The sequence below is a fragment of the Streptomyces sp. NPDC007264 genome (assembly GCF_042869095.1).
Lineage (GTDB): Bacteria > Actinomycetota > Actinomycetes > Streptomycetales > Streptomycetaceae > Streptomyces.
Genome location: NZ_JBIAFD010000006.1, coordinates 75,392 through 89,636, shown reverse-complemented (window position 1 = coordinate 89,636; position 14,245 = coordinate 75,392). Strand labels below are relative to the sequence as shown.

Genomic DNA, 14,245 nt, shown 5'->3' with positions numbered 1-14,245 from the left:
GGTGTGGCCGGGGCCTCTGCTGCCTGGGGCAGCGGTGGGACACGGCGCTCGGGAGCGTCACGGTGAGGACGCTGTGTCGGTGCGCTGACTGGTGAGTGGAGGTCGGTGTGATCGGCAGGGACCCGACGGGGCGGGTGTGGCGCAAGAGCAGTCACTCGGGAAGCGATGAGACCAACTGCGTCGAAGTGGCCGTGGAGAAGGGGCACGTGCTGGTGCGTGACTCGAAACGGCGGGGCGGGCCGGTGGTCGTCTTTCGCCGTGCCGCGTGGTGTGGTTTGCTGGCTGGACTTGAGAATCCGGCGGCCGACGGTTTCTGAAGGGGCCGCCAGAGGGCGGGAGGGACCCGAATGGGAGACAGGGCCAGGGAAGTCCCGGCACGCGCGGGCGGTCCCCGCACTCCGCGCCCGTCCTTGTCGGCGGCGGCCCCGCTGGCACTCTTCTCCTTGACCACGGGGGTGTTCGCGGTGGGCTTCGGGGCGCTCGCCGCGCTGCTCGTGCCGGGGTCCACGGCACGGGCCCTGGTCTGGCTCGTGGTGACGATCGTCGCGGCCGCCAGCGCCGGCCTGTGGTGGGGCCTCACCCCCGTCACGGAGCGTCTCCGCGCTCTCGACCGGGCTGTGGCGACGGTTCGTCCGCGGGGCTCGGGGACCCGCTGAACTCCCGGGTGCGCGGCGCCGGGGAGCGGCCGCGCAGGGAGCGGCCGGCGCACGCCGCGAGCGCGGTGACGGCGGCCGCGCCGAGCACCCCCGCCACCGTCGCGGTCAGGGGGGTCAGAGCGTGCAGCTCCAGGCTGGGCGCCACCCGGGCGGACACGGCGATGCCGAACAGCAGGACGCTGCCGCATGCCGTGCCCAGCAGCAGACGGCCCCCGGGGGGCCGCGTGCCGCCGTCGCCGCCCGCGTGCCGCGTCCCGTCGGGCGCGGGGGCGCCCCCCTGGGGCCCGGCGGCCCTCGGCGGGGCGGCAGGCGGCCTGCCCGCCGCGACGGAACGGAGCGTGCGCAGCCACCTGTACCAGTCAGCGATCCCCAAGGCCGCCATGGCCCCTCCCCGTTGTCCGCCCGGGCCCTTCCGGCCGGGCTTCAGCTGTTGCCGAGACTCTCCTTGACCGCGTCGATCAGCTCGATCATCCGGTCGCCGTCGTACGCCTTGCTGCTGATGTCCTCGAAGCACTCCTGGTAGCGGGACGTGAGATCGAGATCGTCCCGGTTCGCCACGCTGCCGGTGGCGCCCTCCAGATAGAGCAGATCGTCGTCGTCCTTGAAGCCGAGCAGGGTGAAGGATCCGCCCATGCTGTAGTGCGCGCCCGCCGTGAACGGCAGCAGGCGCATGGTGACTCTGGGGTGCTGGGACATCGTCTTGAGATGTTCCAGCTGGCGCCGCATCACCCCCGGTCCGCCGATGACCCTCCGCACGACCGCCTCGTCCAGCACGATGCTGACGTCCGGCCCCTGCCCGCCGTCGAAGATCCGTTCCTGCCGGGTGGTGCGCAGCTCCGCCGACCGCCGCGCCACTTCCGCGGTCTCGCGGGGTTCCAGCTGGGCCATCGTGTAGTCCTCGATCTGGAACAGCGAGTAGACGACCGACGGGTGGTAGAAGCGGATCGAGGTCGCGGCGCTCTCGTAGCCCAGGTACTGGGCGAACTGCGGCCGCACCATGTCGCTGTACGGCGCCCACCAGGACGGCCCCTTCGAGCCGCGGGCCGCCTCCTCCAGCTCGCCCACCAGCCCGGGGTCCGTGACACGGTACAGCTGGAGCAGGGCGCGCAGGTCCGTGACGCTGAGGCTGACCGTGCCGGCCTCCAGCCGGATCAGTTTCGACAGGGACCACTCCAGCGCGTCGGCCGCCTCCCGCTGGGTGAGCCCGGCTTCCTCCCGCGCCTTGCGCAACTCGATACGGAGCCTGCGTCGGTTCAGGCTCGGATCGATGTCCCTGGCCATGTCGCTCCCTGCTACACGTCGTCTTCGGCTGGTCGGGCGGCCAACGTCGGGCAGCAACTCACCCATTAGACTAGGTGAGTTGGGCATGGGCGGCCAGAGGGCTGCCGATTCGCCACCTGTCTTTTCGACGTGGTCGTATCGGGTAGACCGTAGCAAATCGGCATATATCTAACAAAGATCAGCCCCCGCAGTGATCGTCACTGCGGGGGCTTGACCGTGTGCGCCTGAGCGCGCGGATGAGTCGTGGTGGCTTACTTGGCCACGATCAGATAGATCCCGTACGTCACGGCCGCCGCGCACGCCGCGAAGCAGACGTACGCGCCGGTGGCCGCCAGGGCGGCCGTGCCGCCGCGCGCCGTGTCCTTCTTCGTCAGGCTCACGACGCCCAGCGTGAACAGGCCCACGAGGGCCACGGTGACCACGAGGCTGACGCCGAAGACGGAGCCGAGGGCTGCCCAGTCGATCTTCATGAGGGGTGTACTTCCTTATACCGTCGCGGGGCGGGTCGGTTCCGCGGAGGGGCCGCCGTCCGGGACCTGGAGGGTGGTCTTCAGTCCGGCGGCGTCCACCGCGGCGCTGTCCACCGTGGCTTCCACCACGGCTTCCACTGCGGCTTCCGCCGTGGTGGGGTCCGCCTCGACCGGGCCCGCCGGCGGCGGGGTCACCGCGGCGATCGCGGCCGTGACGACGCCCGAGGGCTCCGTCTCGACGTCGTTGACGTTGTGCACGGTGACCGGCTTGCGGCGGGAGCGGGCCCAGATGGCGCCGGCGCCGGCGACCAGCAGCACCCCTGTGGCGATGGTGCCCCAGGTGCCCTGCTTGGTGAGTACTTCGGCGGCGCCGGCCACCAGGCCGGCGGCCGGCAGGGTGAGGGCCCAGGCGACGAGCATCCGGGTCGCGGTGGACCACCGCACCGCGGCACCCTTGCGGCCGAGACCGGAGCCCGTGACGGCACCGGAGACGACCTGGGTGGTGGAGAGCGAGAAGCCGAGGTGGGAGGAGGCGAGGATCGCGGTCGCGGCGCTGGTCTGCGCGGCGAAGCCCTGCTGCGGGGCCAGGTCCGTCAGCCCCTTGCCCATCGTGCGGATGATGCGCCAGCCACCGAGGTAGGTGCCGAGCGCGATGGCCGCGCCGGCCGAGACGATGACCCAGACGGGAGGGTTCGAGCCGGGGGCGATGACATTGCCGGTGACGAGCGCCAGCGTGATGACGCCCATCGTCTTCTGCGCGTCGTTCGTGCCGTGCGCCAGGGAGACCAGGCCGGCCGAGGCTATCTGCCCGGCGCGGTAGCCCTTCGCGCTCGCCTTCTCGTCCGCGTGGCGGCCGACGACGTACGACAGGCGCGTCGCCAGCATCGAGGCGAGGCCCGCCACGATCGGCGCGGCGACCGCCGGGATCAGCACCTTGGTGACGACCGTCGAGCCGTTCACCGCGGACCAGCCCGCCGAGGTGACGGCGGCGCCGATCAGGCCACCGAAGAGAGCGTGGGAGGAACTCGACGGCAGACCGAGGAGCCAGGTCAGCAGGTTCCAGAGGATCGCGCCCACCAGGGCCGCGAAGATCACTTCGACGCGTATGCCCTGTTCGTTGATGATGCCGCCGGAGATCGTCTTGGCGACCTCCACCGAGAGGAAGGCGCCGACGAGGTTCAGCACGGCGGACATGGCCACCGCCGTCTTGGGCTTGAGGGCGCCGGTCGAGATGGTCGTGGCCATCGCGTTGGCTGTGTCGTGGAAACCGTTCGTGAAATCGAACACGAGAGCGGTGACGATCACGATTCCGAGGAGGAGCGTGATGTGTTCCATTTACCCAGGCTTCTCTAGGACGTCAGTGGCGCGTGAACCGTACGCAACCTGGGTGAACGGAAGATGAACTGGGGCAGGCAGAAGGGTGTACCGATCGGGGTGCCGCCGCTCCGTTTGCGGCCGGGCGGCGGTGCGGTGCTCTCGAACGAAGGCGGAATCCTTTCCTCCGAGACCCTTCCGGCTCTTTTCGGCACTTTTCAGCCTATTTCTGGCCCTTGCGGCCCTTGCGGCCCTTGCGGCCCTTGCGGCCCTTGCGGCCCTTGCGGTCCCGCTCGGTCCAGCCACCGGGTCGTGTGCGATCTCTGGCAGGATCGCGGCATGGCTGAGCAGCGAGGCGACGCACGGGCCCTGCCGCAGGGCGCGGCGGGCGGTCGGGAGCGGGGCGGTGCGGACGCCGCGGACGAGGTGGCGGGGGCGTGGGACGAACTCCTCGCGACGGCCCGCCGCACCGTGGCCGACGGGCTGGTCGTCGGCACGTCCGGCAACGTCTCCGTACGCGTCGGCGACATCGTGCTGGTCACGCCCACGGGCGTGCCGTACGAGCGGCTGACGCCCGCCGACACGGTCGGCGTCGGCCTCGACGGCCGGCAGGTGCTCGGCTCGCTGCGCCCGACGAGCGAGCTCCCCATGCACCTGGCCGTCTACCGCACCACCGGGGCGCGTGCCGTGGTCCACACGCACGCCGTGCACGCGACGGCCGTCTCCACCCTGGTCCCGGAGCTGCCGCTGATCCACTACATGGCCGCCGCGCTCGGCGGACCGGTCCGGGTCGCCCCGTACGCGACCTACGGCACGCCCGAGTTGGCCGAGAACATGCTCCGGGCCCTGCGGGACCGCAACGCCTGTCTCCTGGAGAACCACGGCACGATCGTCTACGGCTCGTCGCTGTCCCAGGCGTACGACCGCACGGCCCAACTGGAGTGGATGTGCCGCGTCTGGCTGGCGGCGTCGTCCGTGCCCGGCCTCGCACCGGCGCTGCTCACCCGGGAACAGGTGACGGAGGTGGGGGAGCGGCTGCGGGGATACGGGCAGCGGTAAGGGCCGGGAACCGCGGCGGCCGCGCCGGGACGCGCCGGGACGCGCCGGGGCGGGTCACCCCGCGCCGTCCTCCCGCTGGCCGGGGGCGGGCTCCACAGCGAGACTGGACGGGTGCGCACTGTCACAGCGGCGGCCGCAGCCGCCACCGCAGCCATCGCCACAGCAGCCGCGGCCGGCCTTGTCGTGGGCCGCATGGCCAGCAACGCGGCGCTCAAGGCGCCGCCGGGCCGCCCCCTGCCCACCGAACCCCGCCTCACCGTGCACTCCACGGCGGCCGGCCGGATCACCCTCACCCGGGACCTGGCCTCCCAGCGCCCCGGCGTCTACGGTCTGTCCGCCGACGGCTCGCACGCGGTCGTGGGGCCGGTCCTGCACGCCGCCCCCCACTCCGCCGACACCGTCGTACGCCGCCTGGAACGCGTCACCCGCGGCACGATGGAACCCGGCGACCGGGCCTGGCTCACCCCCGCCGTGCACCTCGGCGATCCGGCCACCGCCCTCGGCCTGCACCACACCGACGTCGACGTGCCCGGCGAACTCGGGGCCCTGCCCGCGTGGTTCGTGCCCGGCGCCCGCGACACCTGGGTGATCACCGTGCACGGCCTGGGCACCACCCGGGAACATCCCATGAACGTCATGGAGTTCCTCAGCCGCTACCGCTTCCCGGTCCTCGACCCCGCCTACCGCGGCGACCCCGAGGCACCCCGCCCCGCGGACGGCCTGAACCACCTGGGCGAGACCGAGTGGCACGACGTGGACGCCGCCGTCCGCTACGCCGTGGACCACGGCGCCGAGCGCGTCGTCCTGCACGGCTGGTCCACCGGCGCCACCATGGCGCTGCGCGCCGCCGCGCACTCGGCGCTGCGCGAGCGGATCTCCGGGCTCGTGCTGGACTCGCCCGTGCTCAGCTGGGAGGCCACGCTGCGCGCCCTGGCCGCGGCCCGCCGCACCCCCGACGCCCTGCTGCCGCTGGCCGTGCGCGCCGCGCAGGGCCGTGCCGGTCTGCGCCTCGACCGGGTGCGGGAGTCCGCCGCCGTCGACCGCCTCACGGTGCCCGTCCTGATCTTCCACGGCCCCGGCGACACGGTCGCTCCCTGGGGGCCCTCGCGCCGCCTGGCGCAGCGCCGACCGGACCTGGTCACCCTCCACACCGTGCAGGACGCCCCGCACGGAGCGATGTGGAACGCGGACCCCGCCGCCTACGAAGAGGCCATGCGGCGCTTCCTGACCCCCCTCATGTGACGGCGGACCGGGCCGCCTCCCAGCCCGCCGCACCCCTCGGATCCGGGACCCGCGCCGCCTTCCGTTTGAGCCGTCGGGCAAGCCCTTGCACCTGCCGCGATCCTTCTCGGACCCCGTGCGTCGGCCGGCCCCGTCGTGCGTCGTGACATTCCGTTTGGGTTTTCGGACCGTCAACCGGAAGACTGCACCCGTGACGTCCCGTAACCCACGCGACTCCAGGCTCCGACTCGTCAGCCCGCGGCCTCTGGCCGACGCTCCCCGAGCGGTGACCCAGCGCCGCTCGCGCCGCCCCGCACCCCGGCCGCCCGAGGGCACACCTCCGCCCGCGGAACTGGCCGCCATGGCCCGCGCCCGCCTGGCCGACGCGGCCCGCGTCGCCCGCTGGGCGGACGCCGCGCTCCGGCCGGGACGCGACGGCGCGGCCTCGGGCGGCAAGGGCACCCTCTCGGACACCACCGCCGAACGGGCCGCCGCCCAACTGGGTCTGACCCCCGAACAGGTCCGTGCCGACTGGGACACCGCCCGCCTCGCCGGCCTCGTCGAGGTGCACGGCGACAGCGCCCGGCCCGGCTGGCGGCTGCGCGCCTGGAACCGCGACGACTCCGCCGTGCTGCGCGGCTGGGTCGCCCTCTTCGACGCATGGTCGCTCGCCTGCCCCGAGCCCGCGGACCATGAGCACGCCGCCGTCGCCGAGGTCGTCTCGGCCATGCCCCAGGTGCTCTCCTTCCTGCAGCTGTCCGCGGGACCCGTCCCGGTCGAGCAGCTCCTCGACCTCCTGGAGCAGCGGGTCACCGAACTGCGCACCGAGCGCTGCGAGATCCCCTTGGTCCCGGCCGTCGCCCACGACCCCGAGGCCGAGGCGCTCCACGCCGCATCCGCCGATTCCGGCCCCGTGCCGACGCCGGACCAGCGGCCCGCGGAGGACACCCGGCTCGCCCCCCTGCTCGACTGGGCGCTGCGCGCGCTGGCCTCGGTGGGCGCCCTCGTCTACGGGGACGGGCAGGCCACCCTGACCCCGCTCGGCAGCTGGGCGGTCTGGGTCAAGCTGGAGCAGATCTGCGTCGCCGCGCAGAGCCCCGCCGGGAACATCGAGCAGAACGCGGAGGACATGCTCCGCGGCTGCGCCCAGCTCCGCCCGAACGCGGCCCGCGCCGAGTACCGCGCCTGGCTCGCCGCCCGCACCGTCGGCAGCGCCGTCACCGAACTCCTGGACGCCGCCCGCGGCGAGGACGCCCTGCTGCGCGGTCTGGCCTTCGACGCCCTGCGGGTGGTCGGGGCCCCCGCCGAGCCCGATGTGCGCACCGCCGCGGAGGAGACCCCGCTGCGCCCCTACGCCCTGCTCTGGCTCGCCGAGCACGAGGGCGCCGATCCCGAGGACGCCCACGAGGTGCTGACCCGGGCGGAGGCCACATGGCTGTGGGTCGACACCGCCGCGGCCGTCGCGGACCACGGCGAGGCCCCGCTCCTCGTGCGCCACCTGGAGTCGGCGGTACAGCCCACCGTGCCCGCGCTCCTCGACGAGGTGCGGGCCGTCGGACACCCCCGCACCGTGCAGGTCCTGGTCGCGCTCGCCGCCGCCCACCCGGACCCCGCGCTCGCCAAGATCGTGCGCCGCGCCGCCTTCCAGGTGCACACCGGGGGCAGCTGACCGGCCGTCAGACGGCTATGTCCGGGGCGTACGTGCCGAAGCTCCAGATGTTGCCCTCGGCGTCACGGGCCATGTAGTCCCGCGAGCCGTACTCCTGGTCCGTCGGGGGCATCAGGATGTCCGCGCCGTGCTCCACCGCGCGCCGGTGGTGCGCGTCGACGTCGTCCACGGCGACGTACACCCCGCACGGGCCCGCGCCCTTCATCGCCTCGTCGAAGGCGCCGCCCCGGCCCTTGGAACCGAGCATCACCGCGCCGTTGCCCTGCACCAGCTCGGCGTGCAGCACCGAGCCGTTCTCGTCCTCGTACACCGACAGCTCCGTGAAGCCGAACGCCTCCGTGAGCTGCTTGATCGCCGCCTTCGCGTCGGCGTACAGCAGCGTGGGGCAGATGCTCGGACGCCTGCCGTCCATGCCCACCATCGCGATCACTCCTCTCCGGTGTCCTGCTGAGATCCTGGAATCATGGCCGCGCCCAGTCTCGCACCGGCCACTGACAGTGACCCCGGCCCGGTCGCGGGGCGGGGCACGGGCATCACGGCGGCGAACGTCCGCACCGGGAAAAAGCGCTTGCGCCGCCCCGTTAGACTGGGGCCCATGGCCATTCTCCTCGCGCATTAGACGGCGGGAACGTCCTCAGCCGCCCATTCCGCCACCCTCCCGCCCTGGAGTCTGTCCGTGATCTCCGCATCCGGTATCGAGCTGCGCGCCGGTGCGCGCGTCCTCCTCGAGAACGCCACCTTCCGTGTCGCCAAGGGCGACCGCATCGGCCTGGTCGGCCGCAACGGCGCCGGGAAGACCACCCTCACCAAGGTCCTCGCGGGCGAGGGCCTCCCCGCCGGCGGCACCGTCACCCGCTCCGGCCAGGTGGGCTACCTCCCGCAGGATCCCCGCACCGGCGACCTGGACGTGCTGGCCCGCGACCGCGTCCTCTCCGCGCGCGGCCTCGACGCCCTGATCCGCAAGATGCGCGAGAACGAGCAGCGCATCGCCACCGGACAGGGCGCCACCCGTGAGAAGGCCCTCAAGCAGTACGAGCGCCAGGAGACCGAGTTCCTCACCAAGGGCGGGTACGCCGCCGAGGCCGAGGCCGCCACCATCGCCGCCGCCCTCAATCTGCCCGACCGGGTGCTCGGCCAGCCGCTGCACACGCTCTCCGGCGGTCAGCGCCGTCGCATCGAACTGGCCCGCATCCTGTTCTCCGACGCGGACACCCTGCTGCTCGACGAGCCGACGAACCACCTCGACGCCGACTCGATCGTCTGGCTGCGCGACTACCTGAAGACCTACCGCGGCGGCTTCGTCGTCATCTCGCACGACGTCGACCTGGTCGACACGGTCGTCAACAAGGTGTTCTACCTGGACGCCAACCGCGCCACGATCGACATCTACAACATGAGCTGGAAGCTCTACCAGCAGCAGCGCGAGGCCGACGAGAAGCGCCGCAGGCGCGAGCGTGCCAACGCCGAGAAGAAGGCGGCCGCCCTCAACGCGCAGGCGGACAAGATGCGCGCCAAGGCCACCAAGACGGTCGCCGCGCAGAACATGGCCCGCCGCGCCGAGAAGCTGCTGGCGGGCCTGGAGGAGGCCCGCCGGTCCGACAAGGTGGCCAGGCTCCGCTTCCCGGAGCCCGCGCCCTGCGGCAAGACCCCCCTGATGGCCGAGGGGCTGTCGAAGTCGTACGGCTCGCTGGAGATCTTCACCGACGTCGACCTGGCCATCGACAAGGGATCGAGGGTCGTGATCCTCGGCCTCAACGGCGCCGGCAAGACCACCCTGCTGCGCCTGCTCGCGGGCGTCGAGCAGCCGGACACGGGCGCCGTCGTCCCCGGGCACGGTCTCAAGATCGGTTACTACGCCCAGGAGCACGAGACGCTGGACCCCGACCGCACGGTCCTGGAGAACATGCGTTCCGCCGCGCCGGACATGGACCTCGTCGAGGTCCGCAAGGTGCTCGGGTCCTTCCTGTTCTCCGGGGACGACGTCGACAAGCCCGCCGGTGTCCTCTCCGGCGGTGAGAAGACCCGTCTTGCGCTGGCCACCCTCGTCGTGTCGTCCGCGAACGTGCTGCTCCTGGACGAGCCGACGAACAACCTCGACCCGGCGAGCCGCGAGGAGATCCTCGGCGCGCTGCGCACGTACACGGGCGCGGTCGTCCTGGTCACGCACGACGAGGGCGCGGTCGAGGCGCTCCAGCCGGAGCGCATCATCCTGCTGCCGGACGGTGTCGAGGACCTGTGGGGCGCCGGCTACCAGGACCTCGTCGCGCTCGCCTGAGCACGGGCCGACGGCGGTCGGCGCGGAGGCGGAGGCGGTCAGCGCCGTTTGACCGAATGGTTGATCCCCCGCGTATGGATCATTCGGCCGACGCGTGATCCATCATCTGTGTGAGATCTCCTCGTACCCGGGTGTGTCCTGCACGGAATCGGCGGCCGGACCCCGTCGCCCCGGGGGCCCGCCCGCCGCGCGCCGCTGACCTGGCGCTTCCCCGATGAACCCGTTCGGGCGTACCGATGCCACCGGGCGGAATCCCGGATTCCGTTCGTGGGGATGCGCTCCTGTCGTCACAACCATGTCTCACGGACCTTGCCGAATGGGTGGCCATCGCGCCGCCGAGGGGTGATCATGAGGAGACCAGAGCGCACTTCCCATGAGGAGGCACGGGTGGCCGAGACTCTGAAGAAGGGCAGCCGGGTGACCGGCGCCGCGCGCGACAAGCTCGCGGCAGACCTGAAGAAGAAGTACGACTCCGGTGCGAGCATCCGGGCGCTGGCCGAGGAGACCGGCCGCTCGTATGGCTTCGTCCACCGGATGCTCAGCGAGTCGGGCGTCACGCTCCGAGGGCGTGGCGGGGCGACGCGGGGCAAGAAGGCCCCGTCGGCCTGACGCCGGGCGCCCCATCGGCTTCGGTGGTGGCCACCCGGTCGGTCGGTCCCCCAGTGCCTTGAGGGCCCTGGGGGTGCCCCCCTCCGGCCGGGTGGTTACTGTGCAGTCACTTATGGATGTCGTGGCACGGCATCCTCTCTGACCGCACCCATCGGAGGCGCCCCATGGCTTCGCTCGACCCAGTACTCGACACGGACGGCGTACGGCTCACCGTCGACGAGGCGATCGCCACGGTGACGTTGGCCAATCCGGCCAAGCGGAACGTCCAGAGCCCCGCTCTGTGGCGCACGCTCACGGAGGCCGGCCGCGCGCTGCCCGGTTCCGTTCGCGTGGTCGTGCTGCGCGCCGAGGGCAAGTCGTTCTCCGCCGGTCTCGACCGGCAGATGTTCACGCCCGAGGGAATCGAGGGTGAGCCGACCTTCATCGACCTCGCGCGCAGCAGCGACGCCGAGCTGGACGCGACCATCGCCGACTACCAGGAGGCGTTCACCTGGTGGCGGCGCAACGACGTCGTGTCCATCGCCGCCGTGCAGGGGCATGCGGTCGGCGCGGGCTTCCAGCTCGCCCTCGCGTGTGACCTGCGCGTCGTCGCGGACGACGCGCAGTTCGCCATGCGCGAGACCAGCCTGGGCCTCGTGCCGGACCTCACGGGTACGCATCCGCTGGTGGAGCTGGTCGGCTACGCCCGTGCGCTGGAGATCTGCGCGACGGGCCGCTTCGTGACGGCCGAGGAGGCCGTGGCCACGGGACTGGCGAACCTCGCGGTGGCCCGTGAGCAGCTCGACGACGCCGTGCGGGACCTGGCCTCCGCGCTGCTCGCGGCGCCCCGGGACGCGGTGATCGAGACCAAGGCACTGCTGCGCGGGGCGCGGGGGCGGTCCTACGAGGAGCAGCGGGCCGCCGAGCGGGCCGCCCAGGCGCGTCGGCTGCGGGACCTGGCCGGGGTCGGCGAATAGGTTCGAGGGTCCTCCACACGGCGGCCGACGGGCGGCCCGGCCGGGCCCGCCCGGACCGGCCGCCGCGGCCCGTCGGCGGCGGCCGGCCCCCGTCCGGCGGATCCGTCATCCGCAGGACCACCGCCGCGACGGTCGGACCGGGCCGTTCCGTCACCGCGGCTCCGCGGCCCGTCCGCCGTCCGCCGCCCCGGCGCGGGCCTCCCGGGGCCGGGCGCCGCGGCGTTCCTCCACCCTGCCGCATGCCGGGCGCCGCACGGTGGAACCCGCCTTACTGTGGGCGAAGGAGGACGACCGAGAGGGACGTGCGGCGATGACCGAGACGACGGGGCCGAACCGGCCGGAGACGACCTCCGCGGGGGCGACGGAGACGTCGCAGACGCGCATCAGGCCCACCCGGCGGGGCGGGGGCCATCCGGCGACCCGGGGACGGACGACCATCGCCGACGGCGTGGTGGAGAAGATCGCCGGGCTCGCGGCGCGCGAGGTGCTCGGCGTGCATGCGCTGGGCAGCGGTCTCAGCCGCACCTTCGGCGCCGTGCGCGACCGGGTGCCCGGCGGGTCGCGGGCCGCCGCCCGCGGGGTGAAGGCCGAGGTCGGCGAGGTACAGACCGCGCTCGACCTGGAGATCGTCGTCGAGTACGGCGTGTCCATCGCCGACGTCGCCCGCGCCGTGCGCGAGAACGTCGTCGCGTCCGTCGAGCGCATGACCGGACTCGAGGTGGTCGAGGTCAACATCGCGGTCATCGATGTCAAGCTGCCGGAGGAAGAGGAGGAGCCGGAGCCGCGGCTCCAGTAGCCGGACGAGGGGAAGGGTGAGGTGAGGAGCACAGCATGAGCTCGGCCGTGATCGGCATGATCGCCGGAATGGCGCTGGGCTTCGCCGGGTACTTCGGCGGATTCGGCGCCTTCTTGCTGGTGGCCGCCCTCGGCGCCGTCGGCTTCGTCGTCGGCCGCTTCCTGGAGGGGGACCTGGACCTCGGAGACTTCTTCCGTCCCCGCGACGGCAGGCGGCGGTGACCCGTGCCCGGCCCCACCGGTGACCAGCGGCAGGCGGACCGGGCCGGACGGGCGGCGACCGCCGTCGCACCGGCCGAACGAGGCGCCACCCGGATCGCCGACCGGGTCGTCGCGAAGGTCGCGGCGCAGGCGGCACGCGAGGCGCTCGGCCCCCTGCCGCCGGACGCCGCTTCGCCGCACGCCACGGTCGTCGTACGTGCCCCGGCTGTCGGCTCCTTCCGGGCGGGGGAGCCCCCGGCCCGGACGGCGACGGCGGACGTCCGCGTCGTCGTCGAGCTCGGCTACCCCTGCGACATCGGCGGCCGGTGCCGTGCGGTGCGTCGCCGGGTCGCCGAGCGGGTAGGCGCTCTGACGGGGATGGAGGTGCGCGAGGTGGCCGTCCGGGTGGAGCGGCTGCATCTCGCACCGGCACACGGGAGGACGCAATGAGCGAGTCCCAGGGCCAAGAGAGCAGCCAGAGGCTCCCGGTTCTCGAGAAGACCACGGACGGCGGACCCGGGCAGCTCTCGTCGGCGGCGGACTACGGGCCGGCTCCCGGGGCGGACGGCGGGGGCCGCCGGTTCTGGTCCGCGCGGCGGGTTCCCGCGGGTGTCCTCGCGGTGCTCGTCCTGATCGCGGCCGGCCTCACCCTGTACGACGTCGCGGCCGTCCGCGCCCACCGGCCCGCCATGCGCTGGCGCCCGGCCCTCGCCCACCGGCTGGCCGAGCTTCCGCTCGACGACACCCGGGTGCTCGTCGTGGCCGGTGCGGCGGTGGCCCTCGGCCTGTGGCTGCTGGTGCTCGCCACGGCGCCGGGACTGCGGGGCGTGCTGCGGATGCGCCCGGCGCCCGCGGACGTAAGGGCGGGGCTGCACCGCGAGGCCGCCGCCCTGGTGCTGCGCGACCGGGCCATGGAGGTCTCCGGGGTGCGGTCCGTGCGGGTCCGTCTGGGGCGCACCCGCACGGACGTGCGGGCGGTGTCGCACTTCCGGGAGCTCGACGACGTACGCGCGGACCTGGACGCCGTGCTCGCCGACGCCGTACGGGGCCTGGGGCTCGCCCGGCCGCCCGCGCTGTCGGTGCATGTGCGGCGGCCCGGGCGGAGGGGGTGAGCGTGATGCTGCGGATCGTCAACCGGGTCCTGATCGGGCTGGCCGGAGGGGTCCTGCTCCTCCTCGGCGGCTCGGTGCTCGCCGTCGGCCTGGGCGCCCCACCGCCCTCGTGGTGGATCCACCGGGGCCCGCACGACGTCCTGCTGAGCGACACCGAACGCACCCGGTGGCGGGAGCAGGGCTGGTGGTGGCCGGCGGTCCTCGCCGGGCTCGCCGTCCTCGTCCTGCTCGCGCTGTGGTGGCTGGCGGCGGTGCTGCGCCGGCACCGGCTCACGGAGGTCCTGGTCGACACCGGCGACGGCGAGGGCGCCCTGCTGCGCGGCCGGGCCCTGGAGGACGTGATCGCCGGCGAGGCGGGGCGGCTGGACGGCGTCGAGCGGGCGCAGGTCCTGCTGACGGGTCGCCGCAGCGCACCCGAGGCGAGGGTGCGGCTCCTGCTGGAACCGCACGTGGACCCCGGCGACGCGCTGCACCGCCTGACCACCGAGGCGCTCGCCCACGCCCGCGACTCCGCCGGGCTCGCGGCGCTGCCCGCGGAGGTGAGGTTGCGCGCGGTGCGGCACCGGCCGGAACGAGTGAGCTGACGACCGGGGCACCGGCCCGCGCCGCCGGTGCCCGTACGCGGTG

Annotated in this window: 17 protein-coding genes; 12 read left to right on the top strand and 5 right to left on the bottom strand. The window is 73.5% G+C overall.

The window, feature by feature from the left end:
• Positions 1-107: 107 nt before the first annotated feature.
• Entirely contained in the window at positions 108-317 is a 210-nt protein-coding gene (locus ACFYMU_RS11895) for a DUF397 domain-containing protein (protein ID WP_388371640.1), read from the top strand.
• Positions 318-585: 268 nt separating this feature from the next.
• On the opposite strand, the gene ACFYMU_RS11890 is transcribed toward ACFYMU_RS11895, so the two are convergent.
• From ACFYMU_RS11890 to ACFYMU_RS11875, 4 genes are all read right to left on the bottom strand, one after another.
• Complete coding sequence (locus tag ACFYMU_RS11890; RefSeq protein ID WP_388371637.1) at positions 586-1,038, bottom strand: hypothetical protein; 453 nt, start codon at positions 1,036-1,038, stop codon at positions 586-588.
• 41 nt (positions 1,039-1,079) lie between these two features.
• Positions 1,080-1,937: a helix-turn-helix domain-containing protein gene (locus ACFYMU_RS11885; protein ID WP_388371634.1), complete on the bottom strand. Its 858-nt coding sequence runs from the start codon at positions 1,935-1,937 to the stop codon at positions 1,080-1,082.
• A gap of 251 nt (positions 1,938-2,188) precedes the next feature.
• Complete coding sequence (locus tag ACFYMU_RS11880; RefSeq protein WP_388371631.1) at positions 2,189-2,407, bottom strand: hypothetical protein; 219 nt, start codon at positions 2,405-2,407, stop codon at positions 2,189-2,191.
• A 15-nt stretch (positions 2,408-2,422) separates the two neighbouring features.
• On the bottom strand, positions 2,423-3,742 hold the full coding sequence (locus ACFYMU_RS11875; RefSeq protein WP_388371629.1) for an anion permease: 1,320 nt from the start codon (positions 3,740-3,742) through the stop codon (positions 2,423-2,425).
• Between the two features lie 318 nt (positions 3,743-4,060).
• On the opposite strand from ACFYMU_RS11875, the gene ACFYMU_RS11870 reads away from it, so the two are divergent.
• From ACFYMU_RS11870 to ACFYMU_RS11860, 3 genes are all read left to right on the top strand, one after another.
• Complete coding sequence (locus tag ACFYMU_RS11870) at positions 4,061-4,780, top strand: class II aldolase/adducin family protein (RefSeq protein WP_388371626.1); 720 nt, start codon at positions 4,061-4,063, stop codon at positions 4,778-4,780.
• 111 nt (positions 4,781-4,891) lie between these two features.
• Complete coding sequence (locus ACFYMU_RS11865) at positions 4,892-6,022, top strand: alpha/beta hydrolase family protein (RefSeq protein WP_388371623.1); 1,131 nt, start codon at positions 4,892-4,894, stop codon at positions 6,020-6,022.
• Positions 6,023-6,212: 190 nt separating this feature from the next.
• A complete protein-coding gene (locus tag ACFYMU_RS11860) occupies positions 6,213-7,670 on the top strand; it encodes a hypothetical protein (RefSeq protein WP_388371620.1) in 1,458 nt (485 codons plus the stop codon).
• Positions 7,671-7,677: 7 nt separating this feature from the next.
• Here the strand turns inward: ACFYMU_RS11860 and ACFYMU_RS11855 are convergent, their stop codons facing one another.
• Positions 7,678-8,091: a VOC family protein gene (locus ACFYMU_RS11855; RefSeq protein ID WP_388371617.1), complete on the bottom strand. Its 414-nt coding sequence runs from the start codon at positions 8,089-8,091 to the stop codon at positions 7,678-7,680.
• A gap of 255 nt (positions 8,092-8,346) precedes the next feature.
• On the opposite strand from ACFYMU_RS11855, the gene ACFYMU_RS11850 reads away from it, so the two are divergent.
• The 8 genes from ACFYMU_RS11850 to amaP all read left to right on the top strand — a co-directional run bounded on the left by ACFYMU_RS11850 (position 8,347) and on the right by amaP (position 14,202).
• Entirely contained in the window at positions 8,347-9,945 is a 1,599-nt protein-coding gene (locus tag ACFYMU_RS11850; RefSeq protein ID WP_388371614.1) for an ABC-F family ATP-binding cassette domain-containing protein, read from the top strand.
• A 387-nt stretch (positions 9,946-10,332) separates the two neighbouring features.
• Positions 10,333-10,554, top strand: a complete 222-nt coding sequence (locus tag ACFYMU_RS11845; RefSeq protein WP_043439149.1) for a helix-turn-helix domain-containing protein — start codon at positions 10,333-10,335, stop codon at positions 10,552-10,554.
• Positions 10,555-10,718: 164 nt separating this feature from the next.
• Positions 10,719-11,510, top strand: a complete 792-nt coding sequence (locus ACFYMU_RS11840; RefSeq protein WP_388371611.1) for an enoyl-CoA hydratase/isomerase family protein — start codon at positions 10,719-10,721, stop codon at positions 11,508-11,510.
• Positions 11,511-11,820: 310 nt separating this feature from the next.
• On the top strand, positions 11,821-12,306 hold the full coding sequence (locus tag ACFYMU_RS11835) for an Asp23/Gls24 family envelope stress response protein (RefSeq protein WP_388371609.1): 486 nt from the start codon (positions 11,821-11,823) through the stop codon (positions 12,304-12,306).
• A 35-nt stretch (positions 12,307-12,341) separates the two neighbouring features.
• On the top strand, positions 12,342-12,527 hold the full coding sequence (locus ACFYMU_RS11830) for a hypothetical protein (RefSeq protein ID WP_388371606.1): 186 nt from the start codon (positions 12,342-12,344) through the stop codon (positions 12,525-12,527).
• A 3-nt stretch (positions 12,528-12,530) separates the two neighbouring features.
• Positions 12,531-12,956, top strand: a complete 426-nt coding sequence (locus tag ACFYMU_RS11825) for an Asp23/Gls24 family envelope stress response protein (protein WP_388371603.1) — start codon at positions 12,531-12,533, stop codon at positions 12,954-12,956.
• The gene (locus tag ACFYMU_RS11820; RefSeq protein ID WP_388371600.1) at positions 12,953-13,618 is read left to right on the top strand and encodes a DUF6286 domain-containing protein; all 666 of its coding nucleotides are present in this window, start codon (positions 12,953-12,955) and stop codon (positions 13,616-13,618) included. Before ACFYMU_RS11825 ends, ACFYMU_RS11820 begins: the two co-directional genes overlap by 4 nt.
• A gap of 5 nt (positions 13,619-13,623) precedes the next feature.
• Positions 13,624-14,202: an alkaline shock response membrane anchor protein AmaP gene (gene amaP, locus ACFYMU_RS11815; RefSeq protein ID WP_388372224.1), complete on the top strand. Its 579-nt coding sequence runs from the start codon at positions 13,624-13,626 to the stop codon at positions 14,200-14,202.
• Positions 14,203-14,245 lie beyond the last annotated feature (43 nt).

Coding starts and splice junctions, on each gene's coding strand:
- ACFYMU_RS11820 (WP_388371600.1), top strand. CDS start 12,953: ATGAGCGAGTCCCAGGGCCAAGAGAGCAGCCAGAGGCTCCCGGTTCTC.
- ACFYMU_RS11890 (WP_388371637.1), bottom strand. CDS start 1,038: ATGGCGGCCTTGGGGATCGCTGACTGGTACAGGTGGCTGCGCACGCTC.
- ACFYMU_RS11830 (WP_388371606.1), top strand. CDS start 12,342: ATGAGCTCGGCCGTGATCGGCATGATCGCCGGAATGGCGCTGGGCTTC.
- ACFYMU_RS11840 (WP_388371611.1), top strand. CDS start 10,719: ATGGCTTCGCTCGACCCAGTACTCGACACGGACGGCGTACGGCTCACC.
- ACFYMU_RS11880 (WP_388371631.1), bottom strand. CDS start 2,407: ATGAAGATCGACTGGGCAGCCCTCGGCTCCGTCTTCGGCGTCAGCCTC.
- ACFYMU_RS11835 (WP_388371609.1), top strand. CDS start 11,821: ATGACCGAGACGACGGGGCCGAACCGGCCGGAGACGACCTCCGCGGGG.
- ACFYMU_RS11875 (WP_388371629.1), bottom strand. CDS start 3,742: ATGGAACACATCACGCTCCTCCTCGGAATCGTGATCGTCACCGCTCTC.
- ACFYMU_RS11855 (WP_388371617.1), bottom strand. CDS start 8,091: ATGGTGGGCATGGACGGCAGGCGTCCGAGCATCTGCCCCACGCTGCTG.
- ACFYMU_RS11870 (WP_388371626.1), top strand. CDS start 4,061: ATGGCTGAGCAGCGAGGCGACGCACGGGCCCTGCCGCAGGGCGCGGCG.
- amaP (WP_388372224.1), top strand. CDS start 13,624: ATGCTGCGGATCGTCAACCGGGTCCTGATCGGGCTGGCCGGAGGGGTC.
- ACFYMU_RS11885 (WP_388371634.1), bottom strand. CDS start 1,937: ATGGCCAGGGACATCGATCCGAGCCTGAACCGACGCAGGCTCCGTATC.